The organism is Amycolatopsis nalaikhensis (genome assembly GCF_030264295.1).
GTDB classification, from domain to species: domain Bacteria; phylum Actinomycetota; class Actinomycetes; order Mycobacteriales; family Pseudonocardiaceae; genus Amycolatopsis; species Amycolatopsis nalaikhensis.
On the sequence record NZ_CP127173.1, the window covers coordinates 77,725 to 95,934 of the forward strand.

The 18,210-nt window shown below is 72.5% G+C and carries 18 protein-coding genes and 1 pseudogene; 8 read left to right on the forward strand and 11 right to left on the reverse strand.

Annotated elements, in window-relative coordinates:
- The first annotated feature begins 58 nt into the window (after positions 1-58).
- The gene (locus QP939_RS00370; RefSeq protein WP_285454428.1) at positions 59-943 is read left to right on the forward strand and encodes an MBL fold metallo-hydrolase; all 885 of its coding nucleotides are present in this window, start codon (positions 59-61) and stop codon (positions 941-943) included.
- A 7-nt stretch (positions 944-950) separates the two neighbouring features.
- On the opposite strand, the gene QP939_RS00375 is transcribed toward QP939_RS00370, so the two are convergent.
- From QP939_RS00375 to QP939_RS00400, 6 genes are all read right to left on the reverse strand, one after another.
- Positions 951-1,853 carry an ATP-grasp domain-containing protein gene (locus QP939_RS00375; protein ID WP_285454429.1) on the reverse strand — a complete coding sequence of 301 codons (903 nt, stop codon included), beginning with the start codon at positions 1,851-1,853 and terminating at the stop codon, positions 951-953.
- The gene (locus QP939_RS00380; protein ID WP_285454430.1) at positions 1,850-2,308 is read right to left on the reverse strand and encodes a hypothetical protein; all 459 of its coding nucleotides are present in this window, start codon (positions 2,306-2,308) and stop codon (positions 1,850-1,852) included. Before QP939_RS00380 ends, QP939_RS00375 begins: the two co-directional genes overlap by 4 nt.
- 27 nt (positions 2,309-2,335) lie before the next feature.
- Positions 2,336-2,602 (reverse strand): hypothetical protein, encoded by a 267-nt coding sequence (locus tag QP939_RS00385; RefSeq protein ID WP_285454431.1) that lies wholly within the window; start codon positions 2,600-2,602, stop codon positions 2,336-2,338.
- The gene (locus QP939_RS00390; RefSeq protein ID WP_285454432.1) at positions 2,599-2,736 is read right to left on the reverse strand and encodes a hypothetical protein; all 138 of its coding nucleotides are present in this window, start codon (positions 2,734-2,736) and stop codon (positions 2,599-2,601) included. The genes QP939_RS00385 and QP939_RS00390 overlap by 4 nt, the downstream gene beginning before the upstream one ends.
- The gene (locus QP939_RS00395; protein WP_285454433.1) at positions 2,717-2,956 is read right to left on the reverse strand and encodes a hypothetical protein; all 240 of its coding nucleotides are present in this window, start codon (positions 2,954-2,956) and stop codon (positions 2,717-2,719) included. The genes QP939_RS00390 and QP939_RS00395 overlap by 20 nt, the downstream gene beginning before the upstream one ends.
- Before the next feature lie 139 nt (positions 2,957-3,095).
- Positions 3,096-4,628 (reverse strand): phytoene desaturase family protein, encoded by a 1,533-nt coding sequence (locus tag QP939_RS00400; protein WP_285454434.1) that lies wholly within the window; start codon positions 4,626-4,628, stop codon positions 3,096-3,098.
- 271 nt (positions 4,629-4,899) lie between these two features.
- Here QP939_RS00400 and QP939_RS00405 point away from each other — a divergent pair, with 271 nt between their 5' ends.
- From QP939_RS00405 to QP939_RS00415, 3 genes and pseudogenes are all read left to right on the forward strand, one after another.
- The gene (locus QP939_RS00405; protein WP_285454435.1) at positions 4,900-5,859 is read left to right on the forward strand and encodes a serine protein kinase RIO; all 960 of its coding nucleotides are present in this window, start codon (positions 4,900-4,902) and stop codon (positions 5,857-5,859) included.
- Positions 5,860-6,188: 329 nt separating this feature from the next.
- Entirely contained in the window at positions 6,189-7,772 is a 1,584-nt protein-coding gene (locus QP939_RS00410) for a DEAD/DEAH box helicase (protein ID WP_285454436.1), read from the forward strand.
- A gap of 99 nt (positions 7,773-7,871) precedes the next feature.
- Positions 7,872-9,048 (forward strand): annotated as a pseudogene (locus QP939_RS00415) (8-amino-7-oxononanoate synthase).
- Here the strand turns inward: QP939_RS00415 and QP939_RS00420 are convergent.
- Positions 9,045-9,479 carry a GNAT family N-acetyltransferase gene (locus QP939_RS00420; protein ID WP_285454437.1) on the reverse strand — a complete coding sequence of 145 codons (435 nt, stop codon included), beginning with the start codon at positions 9,477-9,479 and terminating at the stop codon, positions 9,045-9,047. The pseudogene QP939_RS00415 and the gene QP939_RS00420 sit on opposite strands and share 4 nt — an antisense overlap.
- 17 nt (positions 9,480-9,496) lie before the next feature.
- Positions 9,497-10,315, reverse strand: coding sequence for a S1 family peptidase (locus QP939_RS00425; RefSeq protein ID WP_285454438.1), 819 nt, complete (start codon positions 10,313-10,315; stop codon positions 9,497-9,499).
- A 166-nt stretch (positions 10,316-10,481) separates the two neighbouring features.
- Here QP939_RS00425 and QP939_RS00430 point away from each other — a divergent pair, with 166 nt between their 5' ends.
- Entirely contained in the window at positions 10,482-11,333 is an 852-nt protein-coding gene (locus tag QP939_RS00430) for a M15 family metallopeptidase (protein ID WP_285454439.1), read from the forward strand.
- A gap of 204 nt (positions 11,334-11,537) precedes the next feature.
- On the forward strand, positions 11,538-12,932 hold the full coding sequence (locus tag QP939_RS00435; RefSeq protein WP_285454440.1) for a mycothione reductase: 1,395 nt from the start codon (positions 11,538-11,540) through the stop codon (positions 12,930-12,932).
- A gap of 6 nt (positions 12,933-12,938) precedes the next feature.
- Here QP939_RS00435 and QP939_RS00440 read toward each other — a convergent pair whose 3' ends face one another.
- The 3 genes from QP939_RS00440 to QP939_RS00450 all read right to left on the reverse strand — a co-directional run bounded on the left by QP939_RS00440 (position 12,939) and on the right by QP939_RS00450 (position 16,707).
- Positions 12,939-14,462, reverse strand: a complete 1,524-nt coding sequence (locus QP939_RS00440) for a proprotein convertase P-domain-containing protein (protein ID WP_285454441.1) — start codon at positions 14,460-14,462, stop codon at positions 12,939-12,941.
- A 79-nt stretch (positions 14,463-14,541) separates the two neighbouring features.
- The gene (locus tag QP939_RS00445) at positions 14,542-15,447 is read right to left on the reverse strand and encodes an XRE family transcriptional regulator (RefSeq protein ID WP_285454442.1); all 906 of its coding nucleotides are present in this window, start codon (positions 15,445-15,447) and stop codon (positions 14,542-14,544) included.
- Positions 15,448-15,498: 51 nt separating this feature from the next.
- Positions 15,499-16,707, reverse strand: coding sequence for an MFS transporter (locus QP939_RS00450; protein ID WP_285454443.1), 1,209 nt, complete (start codon positions 16,705-16,707; stop codon positions 15,499-15,501).
- 49 nt (positions 16,708-16,756) lie between these two features.
- Between QP939_RS00450 and QP939_RS00455 the strand changes: the two genes are divergently transcribed.
- Both QP939_RS00455 and QP939_RS00460 read left to right on the forward strand, forming a co-directional pair.
- Entirely contained in the window at positions 16,757-17,440 is a 684-nt protein-coding gene (locus QP939_RS00455) for a FadR/GntR family transcriptional regulator (protein WP_285459595.1), read from the forward strand.
- Between the two features lie 238 nt (positions 17,441-17,678).
- Positions 17,679-18,167 carry a hypothetical protein gene (locus tag QP939_RS00460; protein WP_285454444.1) on the forward strand — a complete coding sequence of 163 codons (489 nt, stop codon included), beginning with the start codon at positions 17,679-17,681 and terminating at the stop codon, positions 18,165-18,167.
- Positions 18,168-18,210: the final 43 nt, after the last annotated feature.

Sequence of the window (18,210 nt, forward strand, 5' to 3'; positions counted from 1 at the left end):
ATCGGTGCCACGCGATCGGTCTTGGACGGCCCGCGCGTCCCGGCGGTGGAATCGGGGCATGACCGAACTGACCGATCCCGCCGTGCGCGTCACCGCCGCCGAGGAGATCGCCCCGGACCTGCTGGTGATCCCGAACCGCCGCGTCGACCTGGTGCCCAACATCGGTGTCGTCGGGGGCACGGAGGCCGTCCTCGTCGTCGACACGGGCATCGGCACCGCGAACGCGTCGGAGGTGCTCGCCTTCGCGGCCGAAGTGGCGAAAGGCCGGCGCCTGTACCTGACGACGACGCACTTCCACCCCGAGCACGCGTTCGGCGCGCAGGTGTTCGCCGGGGAAGCCACCTACCTCGTCAACCGCGCCCAAGCGACCGACCTGGCCACGAAAGGCCCGGGCTACCTGGAGATGTTCCGCGGCCTCGGCGAGGTGATCGTCCGGCGGCTCGAGGGCGTGCGGATCCCGGAGCCCGACGTCGTCTACGACGGCGCGTACGACCTAGACCTCGGCGGCCGGACGGTCCGGCTGCGCCCGACGGGCCGCGGCCACACCCGTGGCGACCAGGTGATCGAGGTGCCGGACGCGGGTGTGCTCTTCACCGGCGACCTGGCCGAAACGGGGCAGTTCGCGATCTTCCCGTGGTTCCCGCCGCACGACACGGACGTCTCGGGCACGGGCTGGCTCGCGGTCCTCGACGGCCTGGCCGCCGCGCAGCCCCGGACCGTGGTGCCCGGCCACGGCGAGATCGGCGGCGTCCGGGTGCTCACCGACGTCCGCGACTACCTGCGCGAGCTGCGCGACGAGACGTGGCGGCGGCGGGACTCCGCGATGGCCCGCGACGAGATCGTCGCCGAGGTCCGGGCGGTGCTGCTGGAACGCCACCCGGAGTGGCCGGGCCAGGAGTGGATCGAGCCGGCCGTCGGCTGCCTGTGCGCCGAGCACGGCTGAGGCGCGGTCACGGCGCGGCGAGCCACTCGACGATCGCGCGGGAGATGGCACCGTCCGCGCGTTCGTCGTAGCCCTCGAAGCACGGCATCGAGTTCGCCTCCAGGAAGAACCACTCGCCGGTGGCGCGGTCGATCTTGAAGTCGACACCCAGCAGCGGGACGCCGCAGTGCCCGGTGAGCCGCGCGCAGCCTTCGGTGATCTCCCGCGGCGGGACCAGCGGCCGGTAGTCGTTGCCCCCGCGGACGGTCCGGTAGTCGAGCGCCGGGGAGTCGATCAGCTCGCCGAAGCAGCGGTCACCGACCACGTGGACTCGCACGTCCGGGCCGCTGATTCGTTCCTGGAACAACACCGGCAGGTGGACCAGCCGCGGCAGGCGGGACTCGTGGTGCGGCTCGAAGACCGTCGCCCACGTCTTCGTGGCGCTGGCACCCTTGAAGATCGCGCCGCCACGGCAGCCGCGGACGAACCCGAGCGCCTCTGCGGGGTCGGAGGTGAGGCAGGTTTCGGGCACCCGCCAGCCGCCGACCTCGCCGAGGGCGACGGCGTGCAGCACCTTCGTGAACCCGGACGCCTCGCGCAGCGGCGGGTTCATCACCTTGCCGGGCACGAACTCCAGGATCCGCGCCAGCGCCTCGGTCTGGCCCGCCGACGCCGCCGCGAGTCCGGCCGACGGCGCGCCGGAAGCGACATCCACCAAACGGCACCAGATGGCCGGGAAGTCGCCGACGCGGACCGTCTCGTCGCCGACGGACAGGACCGTGTCTTCGAGGCTGCCCAACGGAATCCGGACGCGGCCGCGAAGCGCCAGTGACGGCAGGTCGACCGGCCGGACCGCGATCCCGGCCGCGTGCACCGCCCGCAGCCCGGCCGTGAACGTCGGGTCGGCGGCGAGCCCGAGCGCGAGGATCACGACGCGAGCCGGCGCAGGAGAGCCGCGTAGACCTCGTCCTCCCGGTCCGCGAACAGGCGGTGGCCCGGCCAGCACGAGACGTCGACGAGCCGGAGCGCCCGCTCCCCCGGCTCGACGGTGAAGTCGGCGAACTCCACCCCTCGCCGCCGCAGCCACGCGACGATCGGCGCCACCCCGTCGAGCCGCACCCCGTCCGCCGCGAAGACTTCGGCTCCGGCCAGCACGACCCGGCGGGAGCGAGCCGGGTCGCGGTCGGTGATCCGCACGACTTCGCACCGCTCGCGGGGCTCACCGGCGTCGACGACCGTCCACTCGGGAATCCGGTAGACCTCCCGGCCGGGCGCCGACCCGTCGTTGAGGATCACCGTGTGCGGAGGTTCGACCACCCCGGCCGCGACCGGTTCGAGAGGGTCGAGGCGCGCGACGAACCCGTGCTCCGACGGCCGGTTGACCACCGGTCCCGGCCACAGCGCGACGGCCGATCAGAAGGCCGCGTAGGTTTCCGCGGCGGCGAAGGCGCGGTCCGGGTCGTCGCCCCAGCCGCCGATGCCGCGGTTGAGGACGCCGCTCACCTCGGCACCGTCGACCGTCAGCCGCACGCGGCAGACCCGGTCGCGGCTCACGTGCACCGACACCCCGACCCGGCCGAACTCGTGCGCGACCACGGCCGGAACGCCGTGCGCCGCGGCGAACCCGGCGAACCGGGCCGCCGTCTCGTCCGAGTCCGGCGCGATGACCAGGAGCGTCACCGCCGCGAGGTTTCCCACGCTTCGAGCGCGGCCGCGACCTGCCAGGCCGTCTTCGCCAGGTCCGCGACCACCGCGGGCCGGGCCTCGGGCGGGATGAACGGCTCGGGATCGCGGTCAGCGGAATCGGGCGGCATACCGTTCCATCATTTCCGACGTCTCGGAGTTCTCGCTCGTTTCCGTCGTTTCGGAACGCTCCGAGGTCTCGCTCCCTTCCGTGCCTTCGCTGTATTCGGATCCCTCGGATCCGTGCTGCGACACTTCGGGGATTCCGGTCGGCCGGGTCATGGCGACGTAGCTCGCCACGCGCCGCCTGATTTCGAGCGGGAAATCCGTGAATGAACCGTCTTCGCTCATCTGACCCCTCCGCGGCCGCGCCCTCGCCACTGCGGTTTCATGGGAGCACCCCGCCGATCCGGCTGTCAACGCCGTCGCCCGCGGAATACCTGCTTGGGGCAGCGTGATCAATTCCGGAAATGATCGGAAAACAATTCACTCACTCGGTGCCGCGAAGTACCGCCATCGCCGCGTTGTGGCCGGGGATGCCGCTGACACCACCTCCTCGCACCGCTCCCGCGCCGCACAGCAGAACGCGTGCGTGCGCCGTTTCGACGCCCCACCGGCCCGCCTCCTCCGGTACCGAGGCGAACGGCCAGGACAGGTCCCGGTGGAAGATGTGCCCGGCGGGCAGGCCGAGCTCGGCTTCCAGGTCCAGGGGTGTCTTGGCCTCCACGCAGGGTTTCCCGTCCGGCGCCGTCAGCAGGCAGTCCTCGATCGGCTCGGCCAGCACGCTGTTCAGCGAAGCCAGCGTCGCGCGCAACGCCGCTTCGCGCGCCTCTTCGTTTCGCCCCTCGAAGAGCCGCGCGGGCATGTGCAGGCCGAACAACGTCAACGTCTGCACGCCGGCCGCGCGCTCGGCCGGGCCGAGGATCGACGGGTCCGTCAGCGAATGGCAGTAGATCTCGCACGGCGGCAGCGTGGGGATCTTCCCCGCCGCCTCGCGGTAAGCCGTCTCCAGCTGTGCGTACGTCTCGTTGACGTGGAACGTGCCGCCGAACGCGTCGACCGGGTCGACGTCCGGGTCGCGCAGCCTCGGCAGCCGCGAGAGCACCATGTTGACCTTCAGCTGCGCGCCTTCCGGCCGCTCCGGCGGCTCTTCACCGAGCAGCCGCGCCAGGGTCTCCGGCGCGACGTTCGCCAGGACGTGCCCGCCGCGCACGACGTGTTCGGCGTCGTCGCGGCGGTAGCGCACCTCGCCGTCCGGGTCGATCGACAGCACCTCCGCGCCGGTCACCAGGCGCGCGCCGGCCGCCGAGGCCACCGCGGCCAGCGAACCGGTGACCGCGCCCATGCCGCCGACCGGCACGTCCCAGTCGCCCGTGCCGTTGCCGATCACGTGGTAGAGCAGGCAGCGGTTCTGCCGCAGGTCCGCACCGCCCGCCGCGGCGAACGTACCGATCAGCGCGTCGGTGAGCAGCACGCCGCGCACGGTGTCGTCGCCGAACCAGTCCTCGAGCGTCTCGCCGATCGGCCGCTCGAACAGCCGCGTCCACGCCTCGGCGTCGCCGACCCTGCTGCAGAAGTCCACTTCGGACAGCAACGGTTCGGTGAGCGTGCCGAAGACGCGCTCGGCGACGCGGCCGGTCAGCTCGGAGAACCGCCGCCAGGCCGCGAAGTCCCCGCCGGACCCGGTGATCGCGCGGAACGACGCCGCCGTCCGCGCGTCGTCGCCCGTGTCGACAAGGAGACCCGAGCCGCCCGCCGGGGTGTAGGACGACATCCGGCGCCGCCGCAGCCGGACGTCGAGGCCGAGGTCGGCGACGATCTTCTTCGGCAGCAGGCTGACCAGGTACGAGTAGCGCGAGAGCCGGACGTCGACACCCTCGAACGCCCGGAACGACACGGCCGCGCCGCCGGTCTCCCCGCGCCGCTCCAGCACGAGCACCGACCGGCCCGCCCGCGCCAGGTACGCGGCCGCCACGAGCCCGTTGTGCCCGCCGCCGACGACCACGACGTCGTACGCGTCCATCCACCCTCCTCGGTTCCGCCTGCTCGTTCATCGTGGCCAGGGCGGTGCGGGGAATTCAAGGAAAGGGCGCGAACGGTCCGTTCGCGCTATTCGGTTGCGCGGAGCGTGACGACTCCGGCAAGCTGAGCGGACCCGGCAGGGAGCCGGTGCGGAGTGAACGGGAGGTGCCTGTCGTGATGACTGTCCGGGCCCTTTCGCGCCCTCACCCACCCGCCCCCCGAGGCTGACCACGCGCCCGGTGGGGCATCCCTGACCAAGGAGAAACCCACCAGTGCGCCAGCACGACTTCGACGACTTCGACCTGTTCGACCAGCAGCCTTCGCGACGCCGCACGAGCCGTCGCGCGCGGTTCGACGACGAACCCGAGCCCACCCGCGGCGGACGGCTCACCGAAGGCGAACGCGTCCGCCTCGCGAAACTGCGCGACGACGCTTATACGGAAACCCAGCTCCCGGACGGCGCCGACCGCTGGTCCACCTGGGACGACGCCGAGCACGGCCCGCTGCCCCGGCCGGACTGGGTCGTCACCGAGCTCGCCGCGGTCGACACCGACCTCGGCGTCCTCAAGACCGGCAAGGAGGCCGACGTCCACCTGCTGCGGCGCGGCCTGCCCGGCACCGACGGTGTGCTGCTCGCCGCCAAGCGCTACCGCAGCGACGAGCACAAGCTGTTCCACCGCGACGCGGGCTACCTCGAAGGGCGGCGGATGCGCCGCTCCCGCGAGATGCGTGCGATCGAGCACCGCACGTCGTTCGGCCGCAACCTCATCGCCGAACAGTGGGCGGTCGCCGAGTTCGCCGCCTTGAGTCGCTTGTGGACACTCGGCGCGCCGGTGCCGTACCCGGTGCAGCGCAGCGGGACCGAGCTGCTGCTCGAGTTCCTCGGCGAGGACGACGGGACGGCTGCGCCGCGGCTGGCCCAGGTCCGCCCGGACCCGGACGAGCTGAAGGACCTGTGGTTCCAGGCCACCGCGGCCCTCGAGCTGCTCGCCTCGGAAGGGCTCGCGCACGGTGACCTCTCCGCGTACAACCTGCTCGTGCACCGCGGCAGGCTGATGGTCATCGACCTGCCGCAGGTGGTCGACGTCGTCGCCAACCCCGGCGGCGTCGAGTTCCTGGCCCGCGACGTGCGCAACCTGGCGGGCTGGTTCCACGGCCGCGGGCTCGGCGAGCACGTCACGAACACCGGGGAGCTGCTGGCGGAACTCGTCTCCGCCGCCGGGCTCACGTAGGAATCCGGAGCGGCGTCGCGGATGTGGCACGGAACACGTCTGCGACGCCGCCCACAACGGGTTACCTCGATGCGAAGGACCAGGACTCCCTCAGGTACTATCGATACAGACCGCAACCGGCGGCGTGGATGTAGTTGGTGTCCGTCGCCTCCAAAGCCACCGAATGGCTCGCGGTGATCCGCAACCCCCAAGCGGCGCGCAGTGTCGGAAAGCGCAAGACACGGTGTGCCGGGTCCGTCCCTGTGAACGCCCATCGCACACCATCTTGCCCTGCCTGCGCGCGGGCAGCCCGGGCCTCCCTTGTGACGAACCACGTCCGAGAGGCATTTGTGACAGTCACGTTCAACTCCGGCCACTCCTCGACGTCCGCTCGCGCGGGCCGTCCCGACCGCAAGCCGCGCACCCGCCCGGCCGGTGGGGACATGCTGCGCGACGACGCCGTCGAACTCGTGGCCACCAAGACCTTCGCCGAGCTGGGCCTGCCGGAGCCGCTGCTCCGCGCCCTGGCCGACGCGGGCATCAACAGCCCCTTCCCGATCCAGTCCGCGACCATCCCGGACGCGCTGGCCGGCCGCGACGTGCTGGGCCGCGCCCAGACCGGCTCCGGCAAGACCCTCGCCTTCGGCCTGGCCATGCTGGCCCGGCTCGACGGTGGCAAGGCCCGCCCGAAGCGCCCCCGCGCGCTGATCCTCGTCCCGACCCGCGAGCTGGCCATGCAGGTCGCCGACTCGCTGACCCCGCTGGCCAAGTCGCTCGGCCTGTGGTGCCGCACCGCCGTCGGCGGCATGGCCTTCGCCCGCCAGGCGGACGCCCTGTCCCGCGGCGTCGACCTGCTGATCGCCACCCCCGGCCGGCTGTCGGACCACGTCCGCCAGGGCACCGCGCACCTGGGCGACTGCAACTTCATCGCCCTCGACGAGGCCGACCAGATGGCGGACATGGGCTTCATGCCGCAGGTCCGCGAGATCATGGACCTGACCCCGCCGGGTGGCCAGCGGCTGCTGTTCTCCGCGACCCTCGACGGTGACGTCAACCGCCTGGTCAAGCAGTACCTGACCGACCCGGTCACGCACTCGGTCGCGCCGTCGACCGCGAGCGTCACGACCATGGACCACCACGTGCTCCAGGTCTCGCACCAGGACAAGCAGGACGTCATCACCCAGATCGGCGCCCGTGACGGCCGCACGATCATGTTCGTCCGCACCAAGCACCACGTCGACCGCCTCACCGAGCGGCTGCGCGAGCAGGGCGTCCACGCGGCGGCGCTGCACGGCGGCAAGACGCAGGGGCAGCGCAACCGCGTCCTCGCCGACTTCAAGGAAGGCCACACCCCGGTGCTGGTCGCCACGGACGTCGCCGCGCGCGGTATCCACGTCGACGACATCTCGCTGGTGCTGCACGTCGACCCGGCGGCCGACCACAAGGACTACCTGCACCGCGCGGGCCGCACGGCGCGCGCCGGGGCGTCCGGCGTGGTCGTCACGCTGGCCACGCACGACCAGCGCCGGATGGTCCGCCGCCTGACCGACCGCGCCGGCGTGCGCGCGGAGTCGACGACGGTCCGCCCGGGCGACGCCGAGCTGTCCCGCATCACCGGCGCCAAGGAGCCCAGCGGCGAGCCGGTCGTCGAGCGTCGGCGCGAGAACCCGCGTCGCAGCGGTGGCTTCCGCGGCGACCGCGGCTTCGGCGGCTCGAGCCGCGGTGGCGACCGCGGCGGCTACGGCCGCGGCGAGCGCACCTACGGCGACCGTGACCGCGGCGGCGAGCGCGGGGGTGACCGTGGCGGCTACCGCGGTGGCGACCGCGAAGGCCGTCCCGGCGGCTTCGGCGGCCGCGGCCGTCAGCCCCGCACGGGCAACGGCGGTGGCTACGGCCGCCCGAGCCGTGGCCCGCGTCGCGGCTACGACAGCTGAGTTTTCCCTTCGGGAGCCCCGGACCGGCGGTCCGGGGCTTCCGGCGTTTCCGGGCCCTGGGTCACGGTGACGCCGACCGCGGATGCGAGACTGCGGGACGTGACTACGCCGCCGACGCCCCCGCCCGATGAGGTTTTCGACTGGCTCGACACCGAGGCGGAGAAGCGTGCGAACGCGGGGCTCGTGCGGCAGCTGCGGCCGCGGCCCGCGCAGGCGGACGAGCTGGACCTGGCGGGCAACGACTACCTGGGGCTGGCCCGCGACAAGCGCGTCGCCGGGGCCGCCGCGGCCGCCGCACTGCGCTGGGGCGCGGGCTCGACCGGGTCCAGGCTGGTCACCGGGTCGACGGAGCTGCACACCGAGCTGGAGCTGGAGCTTCGCCCGGTTCTGCGGCACGCAGGCGGCACTGGTGTTTTCTTCGGGCTTCGCGGCGAACCTCGGCGCGGTGACCGCGTTGTCGGGTGCCGAAGCCGCGATCGTCACCGACAAGTACATCCACGCGTCCCTGATCGAGGGCTGCCGCCTGTCGCGGTCGGACGTCGCGGCGGTCGCGCACGCGACGCCGTCGGCGATCAAGCACGCGCTGGCGACCCGGCGCAAGCCGCGCGCGCTCGTGGTGACTGACTCGGTGTTCTCGGTCGACGGCGACCTGGCCCCGCTCGGCGAACTGGCCGGGATCTGCCGTGCGCACGGCGCGGCGCTGCTCGTGGACGACGCGCACGGGTTCGGCGTGCTGGGTGAAGGCGGCCGCGGCGCGGCGCACGCGGCCGGGCTGTCCGGCGCGCCCGACGTCGTCACGACGGTGACGCTCTCGAAGTCGCTCGGCGCTCAGGGCGGGGCGGTGCTGGGGCCGCGTCGCGTGATCAAGCACCTCGTGGACACCGCGCGCAGCTTCATCTTCGACACGGCGTTGGCGCCCGCGAGCGCCGCCGCGGCGCTGGCCGCGTTGCACGCGCTGAAGGAAGAGCCGGGCCTGGCGGAGAAGGTGCTGGAGAACGCGGGCAACCTGGCGATGTCGTTGAAGGCGGCGGGGCTGAAGGCGAGCATGCCGGACGCCGCCGTGATTTCGGTGCAGGCGCCGTCGGCGCAGACGGCCGCGGCCTGGGCGGCGGCGTGCGCGGAGCAGGGCATCCGCGTCGGGTGCTTCCGGCCACCGTCGGTGCCGGACGGCATTTCGCGCCTGCGCCTGACCGCGCGGGCCGACCTCACGGAGTCCGATGTGGACCGTGCGGTGAAGGTGATCACGGCGACCGCCCCGCGCGGCGCCGCGAACTAGCCGGGCAGGCGGCGCATCCGGATGTGCGGGATGCCGTCGTCGTCGGTGTACTCCGCGCCTTCCGCGACGAAGCCGTAGCGGGCGTAGAAGTCCTGGACGTACGTCTGCGCGTCGAGCACGTACTCCCCCGGCACCGTCAACGCCGCCTCCATCAGCCGGGCCGCCAGACCCTGGCCGCGCGCGGACGCCGCCGTCACGACCCGGCCGATGCGGCGAATGCCACCGGGGTCGAGCAGCACGCGCAAGTACGACGTGACACCGCTGTCGCCCTCGAACCACAGGTGCCGCGTGTCCGGCAGCAGGTCCCGGCCGTCCAGCTCGGGGTACGCGGCTTTCTGTTCCACCACGAACACGTCCACGCGCAGGCGGAGGATGTCGTGGAGCTGCGCGGCGGTCAGCTCGGGACCGGTCGCGTCGTGCAGGGTCGGCATACCCCTGCTTACCACGCTCAGGGGAACAGGGTGCGCGGCTTCGCCTGGGCCTCGATGTCGTCGACGTATTCCGAGACCCGCGTGTAGACGCCCGGCTTGCCCGCCTTGCCGCAGCCGTCGCCGAAGGACACGATGCCGATCAGCGTGTCACCCACGACCAGGGGGCCGCCGGAGTCGCCCTGGCACGCGTCGATGCCGCCCTCGCGGTAGCCCGCGCACACCATGGTCTTCTGGTCGTAGACGTCGTAGTCCGACCGGCATTCGCTGTCCGAGACCACCGGGACCTGGGCACTGCGCAGGTAGTCGGAGCGGGCGCCGCCGTCGGCGACGCGGCCCCAGCCGAGCACCGTCGCTTCGGTGCCTTCGCTGTACAGCCGCGCGTCCGCGTTGCCGGGCAGCTTCGCGGGCCGGTAGTCGAACTGGCCGCGGACGGTCAGCACCGCGACGTCGCCGCCCCGCGTCGGGTCGCTGTAGCTCTTGTCGATCCAGACCTTCGACACGCCCAGCACCTGGCCGTCGTCGGTGCGCTTGTCCTCGCGGCCGGCCACCACGCGGATGTCCTGCTTGGACACCGCCTTCGCGCAGTGGGCCGCCGTCGCGACCGCCGTCGAGCTGACGATCACCGCGCCGCAGAACTGGTTCCCGCCGCCGTCGGTCAGGAAGACCGCGTACGGGTGGTCGGACAAGGACGCCTTGTTCCCGCCGACGATCCGCGGCTGGTTGGCCGACGCCGGGTCCGCCGAGGCCGTGCCGACCACCACCGGGACGGCCACCGCGGCGACCGCGAGGAGCGCGCCGCTCGCGAGCAGCAGGGGTCGGCGGAACTTCACGGACATCGGGTCTTCCCCTCTTCGGCACAGCACAAGACAGAGCACTCGGCACCCGGACGACTCCGGTGCGTGAACGAGTGGCGGTGAATACCCTAATCCGAGTGGGCCCGAAACGGTGTCACTGGAACGGGTGGACTCCGCGCTCACCGAGCGCTTCTGCCAAGCTGGCCGAATGCGACGGAGAGCGACGGCGGTGACCGGGACGGTGCTCGCCCTCGCCGTGAGCGCGTGCTCGGCGGAGGCGCCGTCCACGCCGCTGCCTGCGCCTTCGGTGGTGACCACGGCTTCGGTGCCGACCACGCCTTCGGTCCCGTCTCCGGCACCGGCCGTCACCTGGCAGGTGGGTGCCCGGCCGCTCCCCCGCCGCGCGGACGGCTTCGGCGAGGTCGAGCCGACACCACCCGAACTGGTGAACCGGGCACTTCCGACAAAAGACCTGCTCCCGCCGCCGCCCGACGGCGAGTACCACGCGACGATCAGCCCGGTGCCCGCCGACGTCCTCGCGCGCAGCACCTGGCAGCCCGCGTGCCCGGTCAAGGCGTCGGACCTGCGGTACCTCACGATGACGTTCCGGGGCTTCGACGGCCGCGCGCACACGGGCGAGATGCTGGTGAACGCGTCCGGCGCCACCGGGATCACGAAGGTGTTCGGCCAGCTCTTCGGTGCGCACTTCCCGCTGGAGGAGATGCGCGTGACGAGCCCGGCCGAGCTGACCGCGCCGCCGACCGGCGACGGCAACACGACCAGCGCGTTCGTCTGCCGCCCGGCGCGCGGGCAGACGACGTGGTCGGCGCACGCGTTCGGGCTCGCGGTCGACGTAAACCCGTTCTGCAACCCGTACACCCAGCGCGACCTGGTGCTGCCCGAGCTGGCCTCGGCGTACGTCGACCGCGCACGGGTGCGACCGGGGATGGTCCTGGCGGGCGACGCGACGGTGCGCGCGTTCGCGGCGATCGGGTGGAGCTGGGGCGGGGCGTGGACCAGCCCGAAGGACCGGATGCACTTCACCGCCACCGGACGATGACCGGCTCGCGCCCCGGACCAGGCACGTGCGCGGCGATGAGGCGGGCGGAGGCTGCACCGCTCCCGCGGCCCACTCGATCCGGCCCCGCCGCACCGCACCGGGCGATGACCACGTAATACGACGTTAAGCACATCGGGGAACACCCGCCCGAGCGGGCCGGTTGGCTAGGGTGGACCGACCGGAGACCAACGCGCGGAGGATGCAGTGCCCCACTACGACCTGGTGATCGTCGGAACGGGATCGGGGAACTCCATCCTCGGGCCGGACTTCGCCGACAAGAAGACCGCGATCGTGGAGAAGGGCACCTTCGGCGGCACCTGCCTGAACGTGGGCTGCATCCCGACGAAGATGTTCGTGTACGCCGCCGACGTCGCGTACACGCCTTCGCACAGTGCGAAGTACGGCGTCGACGAAGAGCTGAAGGGCGTGCGCTGGCGCGACATCCGCGACCGGATCTTCGGCCGGATCGACCCCATCGCCGCCGGTGGCGCGGAGTACCGCCGCAGCCACGAGGACAACGCGAACGTCGACGTCTACGACGGCACCGCCCGCTTCACCGGCCACAAGGAGCTGCGCGTCAGCTTCGCCGACGGCCGCCCCGACGAGGTGCTGACCGCCGACAAGTTCGTGCTCGCCGCCGGTGGGCGCCCGGTCATCCCGGAGATTCCCGGCCTCGACTCCGTCGACTACTACACGTCCGACACCGTGATGCGGCTCGACGAACTGCCCGAGCGGATCGTCGTGCTCGGCGGCGGGTACATCGCGGCCGAGTTCGCGCACGTCTTCGCGTCCTTCGGCGTGCACGTCACGCTCGTCAACCGCTCGGGGCGCCTGCTCCGCTCGGAGGACGACGACGTCAGCGAGCGCTTCACCGAGCTGGCCGCCGAGCGCTTCGACGTCCGTCTCGAGCGCAAGACCGTGCGGGCGCGCAAGACCGACGGCGGCGTCGCGCTCGACCTCGAAGGACCGCAGGGCGCGGAAACCGTCGAGGCCGACCTGCTGCTCGTCGCCACCGGCCGCCGCCCGAACTCCGACCTGCTCGACGTCGCCGCCACCGGCGTCACCACCACCGAGCGCGGGCACGTCGTCGTCGACGACTTCCAGGAGACCGTCGTCGAGGGCATCTACGCGCTCGGCGACCTCTCCTCGCCGCACGAGCTGAAGCACGTCGCGAACCACGAAGCCCGCGTCGTGCAGCACAACCTGCTGCACCCGGACGAGCGGATCACCGCCGACCACCGGTTCGTGCCGCACGCCGTGTTCACCCACCCGCAGGTCGCGTCGGTCGGGCTGACCGAGCGGAAGGCACGCGAGACCGGAGTGTCCTATGTGGTCTCGAAGCAGGACTACGCCGGGATCGCCTACGGCTGGGCGATGGAGGACACGACGGGCTTCGCGAAGCTGCTGGCCGACCCCGCGACCGGGCAGCTGCTCGGCGCGCACATCATCGGGCCGCAGGCGTCGTCGGTGATCCAGCCGCTCATCCAGGCGATGAGCTTCGGCCTCGACGCGCGGAGCATGGCCCGCGGCCAGTACTGGATCCACCCGGCGATGCCGGAGCTCATCGAGAACGCCCTGCTCAACCTGCCCCTGGACTGAGCCCGGTCAGAGGGTGAGGGACCAGCTGTCGAGGACGCCGGTGTCGCCGGGGCCGTAGTCGGTGACGCGCAGCTGCCAGCGCCCGCCCGCGGGCGACGCGGCGCCGGGGACGGTGAACGTCCGCGTGCCGTTCCACGCCGTGCACGTGCTGCCGCCGCTGTACTTGAGCGCGTAGCCACGGCCGTCCGGGTCGAGCAGCGTGACGCCGAGGTCTTCGGCGCACGTGTGCCGGATCGTCACGGCCACCGCGAGCGCGCCGGCTTGGCCGGTCAACGCGGACGTGACCGGGCTGAACACCTGCTGGTAGTCGCGGATCGGGTAGTCCGTGCCGTTGGTCAGCGTCCGGTTCTCGCCCGGGTCGCCCCCGCCGCCGGTCACCAGGGTGAGCTGCCACTTCGCCAGCGCCTCGGCCACTGGCTGGAACAATGACAGGTCGCCGTCGGACGGGTTGTCCACGCACTGCGACGGCCCGCCGTCGTGCAGGCCGGTGGCCTTGTCGCCCAGCAGCCAGCCACCTCCGGAGTCGCCGCCGAGGGAGCACGCCGTCGTCCAGGTCAGGTCGTCGATGACCAGGCCGCCCCCGTAGTCGACGGACTTGTGCGTGTACTTCACCTCGCCGCACTGCCAGTGCGAGGTGGTGCCGGAGTGGCAGACGCGGTCGCCGACCATGGCCTCCGCGGCACCGGACACGGTGACCGCGGGCTGGCCCCACGTGTTGACCGACGCCGAGAGCGTCCAGCCCGCCTCCGTCACGGCGACGACGCCCATGTCGCCTTCGCGCGCGTTGACGCTGTGCGTGCCGCCGACGTTCGACGTGCCGATCCGGTTCTGCTGCCCGGACGCGCCGTACGCGGCCTGGTCGCGGTCGTTCGTGCAGTGCCCGGCGGTCAGGAAGTGCTTGGCGCCACTGGAATCCGTCACCGGGAAGCCGACCGAGCAGTTGCTCTCGCCGCCCGGCCACCACGGGCTGCCGGTCTGGATCGTGCCCGACTGCTGGCGCGGCGACGAGCCGGTCTCGGTGATCCGGACGCCGAGTTCACCGGCCCGGGAAAGGAAACTCTCGGTCGCCGCGGTCTTCTTGGTCCGGTCGACGTCGACGGTGACGTCGTTGGCGCGGACGTCGACGCCCCAGCCGTAGACCCCGGGAACGCCGGTGCCGACCAGCTGACGCACGGCCGCGTCGGCGCGGTCCAATTCGGCCTGGCTTCGCGTCACGACCTTCGCCACCGCGCCCGCCGCGCGGACCTTTTCGGCAGCGTCGGCGCTGGTGACGGCGACCGTGAGCGTTCCGGCGGCCGCGTCGAACCACTGCCCGGCCGACGGCACGCGCAGCGTCGCCGCGATCCGGTGGGCTTCGTCCTGGGCGGCGAGCTGTGCTCGGGCCTGGTCCGCGGTGAGCCCGAACGCCGCGGCGACGCCGTCGACTTCGGCCGGTGGATGGGTCGGTGACGGCGCGGCTTCGGCGGGCGCGAAACCCAGTCCCAGTGCGGCCAACGCGGCCACACCCGCGACGGAAACGAATCTGCGCATCGGTTTTCTCCTCGCCTGAGCGAATGGGGTGCGCAGACGGTAAAACGGCGGAAAGACCGATTTGAAGAGCCGGACGTCGTTAACAGTTGACTGGCCAGTCCCACGAGAAACCGTAGCGTCCGGGGCCGAAGTTGAGCGCGACCCCGTGCACCGCACCGGCTTCCGGGACGACGTCGGCGGATTCGCCGGGCTCGGCGAATCGGCGGCACACTTCCGGAACGGCGTCCGGCGAGAACCGGATTTCGAGCACGTATTCGCGGACGGGGAGCCGGAACTTGCGCTCGTAGTTCGTCGCGAGCGGGCACGGCGCGCGGTTGACGAGCGTGTGTTCGGTGAGCACGGTTTCGCCGCGGGCGAGCGGCCGGGCGAAGAGCAGCTCGACGACGAGCAGTCCGTCTTCGGGCTGGTGGACACTGCGACCGAGGCGGCACCCGCGCAGCGAGCGCAGCTCCGGCAGCGGCCGGTCGTGCTCGTCGAGGTGCAGGATCACCACCCACCGGTCCGGGCCGTCGGCCTCGGCGCGCAGCACCTGCCGCGAGTGGATCGCGAGTTCTTCGCGGCCGGGCCCCACAGTGACGACGTCGTGCTGACCGATCCGGGTCAGCCGCTCGTCCCACCGGGTGTCCACATCGGACACCGCGGCGTCGATGCGCCCGCCGTCCGGCCAGAACCGGCCCATCTCCGCCACGCCGACCCGGCGCGGCCGGGCGCGCGGCGGGCCGAGCAGTGCGACGAGCGACCCGGCGGGCACCTCGAGGACGGCCTCGAGCTGACGCAGCCCGCGCACGGAATCCCGCCGCTCGGGGCGGCTGCGGCCGGACTGCCAGTAGCTCAACGTCGCCGTCGTGACCGAGACCCCGCGCGCCTGGAGGTGTTCGCGGAGCCGGTCGAGACTCAGGCCGCGGGCGCGGATGGCCGCGCGCAGGGCGGCGTCGAACGGGCCCTCGCGCAGCAACGTCCCGAGGTCCGGCGACGGCACGGCCACCGGACGATCTTAAGCCGCCGCCACCTCGCGAAGAGCGTTAACTGTTAAGTCTCAGACGAACCGGTGGCGCCCGGCGAGCGCGCCGAAGACGACCTGGACCAGGAGCAGGCCGAGCAGCATCGCCAGCGGCACCGTCCAGCCGCCCGCGGCGTCGTGCAGCAGGCCGAACAGGAACGGCCCCAGCGCGGCGAAGAGGTAGCCGAAGCCTTGCGCCATCCCGGAGAGGCGAGCAGTGTCCGCGCCGGTCCGCGCCCGCAGCGCGATCACGGTCAACGCCAGCGAGAACACGCTCATCCCGAGCCCGACGAGGATGCTCCAGAGCAGCGGCGACCAGGACGGCGCCAGCATCAGCCCGGCGGTGCCGGCGAAGCCGAACACGCCGAGGGCCACGATCCACGGCCCCTGCCCGCGCTGCCGCGCCGCCATCGGCGCGACGAACAGGCTGATCGGCACGGCGATCAGGGAGACCAGGCCGAACAGCAGCCCGGCCTGGTCACGCGACACGCCCGCGTCCATCAGGACCTGCGGGAACCAGCCCATCGCGGCGTAGGCGTAGAAGGCCTGCAGGCCGAAGAACACGGTGACGATCCAAGCCAGCCGGTTGCCCAGCAGCGAACGGCCCGCCTGCGCGGCATCGGAGTGCCGCGGCGCGCGGCCGGTGCCACGGGCGGCGAGAAGCCAGGCCAGCAGCGCGACGACGGCGAGCACGGCCCAGCTGCCCAGCGCCGGGCGCCAGCCGCCGAGGCCGTCGCCGAGCTGCGGGGTCACGGCCGAGCCGAGGGCGCCGCCACCCTGCAGGGCCGCGGTGTAGACGCCGGTCAGCACGCCGATGCGCGCCGGGAAGGAGTCCTTGATGACGACCGGGATGAGCACGTTGATCAGGGCGATCCCGGCGGTGGCGACGAGCGTGCCGCCGAGGACGACGACGGGCCCGTCGAGCACGCGCAGCACGAGCCCGGCGCCGAGTGCGGTGAGCGCGATCGCGATGGCGGCCCCGATCCCGGCGCGGCGCGCGAGCAGCGGCGCGGCCAGCCCGGCACCGGCGAAGCAGAGCGTCGGCAACGTCGTGAGCACGCCCGCCCAGACCACGGACGCGCCCAGGTCCGCCCGCATTTCGGCGAGCATCGGGCCGACGCCGGTGATGGCCGGGCGCAGGTTGAGGGCGGTGAGCACGACCGCGACGGCGAGCAGCGCCCCCGCGGCGACGACACCCGGCGTCCGGGGTTCGGCGGCCGCGTCAAGCTCGGATTCCACGCGCATGACCGCTACTATCGCATACGTAGGATGATTGGATGAAGGGATGACTCCTGTGCCTCTGGCCACCACGCGGCGGGCAGGCCTCGTCGACCAGGTCATCGAGCAGCTGCGTGACGCGGTCACGCGGGGCGAATGGCCGATCGGCGAGCGCATCCCACCCGAGACGGAGCTCGTCGAGCAGCTCGGCGTCGGCCGCAACACAGTCCGCGAAGCCGTCCGTGCGCTCGCGCACACGGGGATCCTGGAAGTCCGGCAGGGCGACGGCACGTACGTCCGCGCGACCAGCGAGGTGTCCGGCGCGATCCGGCGTCTGTGCGGTTCGGAGCTGCGCGAGGTGCTGCAGGTCCGCCGCACGCTCGAGGTCGAAGGCGCCCGCCTCGCCGCCACCGAGCGGACCGAGGAGGAGGTCGCCGAGCTGTGGGCGCTGCTGGCCCGTCGCGATTCCGACCTCCGCGAAGGTCGTTGGCAGGACTTCGCCCGCACCGATGCGGAGTTCCACTGCGCGGTGGTCCGCAGCGGGCACAACGGGCTGCTGACGGAGCTGTACCGCGGGCTGACGGAGGTCATCACGGCCAGCGTCGCGGCGACGTCGAGCATCACGCCGGGGGCGAGTCACGTGCCGGAGATCGGCCACGAGGGTCTGGCGCGGGCGATCGCGGACGGCGACGCGGACCGCGCGGCGGCGGAGGCGTGCGGCTTCCTCGACGAGCTACTGGAGCGCATCGACCGCCCCTGACCCCAGCGCCCCAAAGCGGCCTTGGTTGCGCCTGACCCCCAGCGCCCCAAGGCGGCCTTGGTTGCGTCTGACGCACCGAAGGCCGCCTTGGTTGCGTCTCACGCACCGAAGGCCACATTGGGGCGCTTGGCCCGCGCCGCGCCTGAACTGCGGTTTCAACAAAGCTGGCACCACGTGCGACCCCTAAGGGTGCCAATTCAGGGTTGTCGTGGTGCCACGATGGCGCCATAGTTGTGCCATGGACCTGACGCCCTTCGTGGACGAACTCCGGCGGGAGCTCGCGGTCGCCGCCGAAGCGGCGGGCGAAGAAGCCGTCGCCCTCGCCGAGCGGCTCACCGCGCCGCTCGAGTCGGCGATCCGGCTCACCCTGCTCGACGCCCTCTCGGCCGCGGCCGACGAAATCACCCGCGACCTCGCGCCCGGCTCCGTCGAGGTGCGCCTGCGCCGCCGCGAAGCCGAGTTCGCCGTCGCCCTGCCCGCCACACCCGAACCCGCGCCCGCGGAAGCCCCACCGCCGCCGCCCGAGGTCGACGACGGCGCCGTCTCCCGGATCAACCTGCGGCTTCCCGAACAGCTCAAGCAGCGCGTCGAAGAAGCCGCGAACCGGGACCGGCTCTCCATCAACGCCTGGCTCGTCCGGGCCGCGACCACCGCGCTCGGCGCCACTCCCGGCCGGACCGAGCGGCGATCCGTGTACGGCGAGAAGTACACCGGCTGGGTCAAGTAACCCCTCTCTTTCCCCCTCACGTCTCCGACCTGCGGAGACGCCA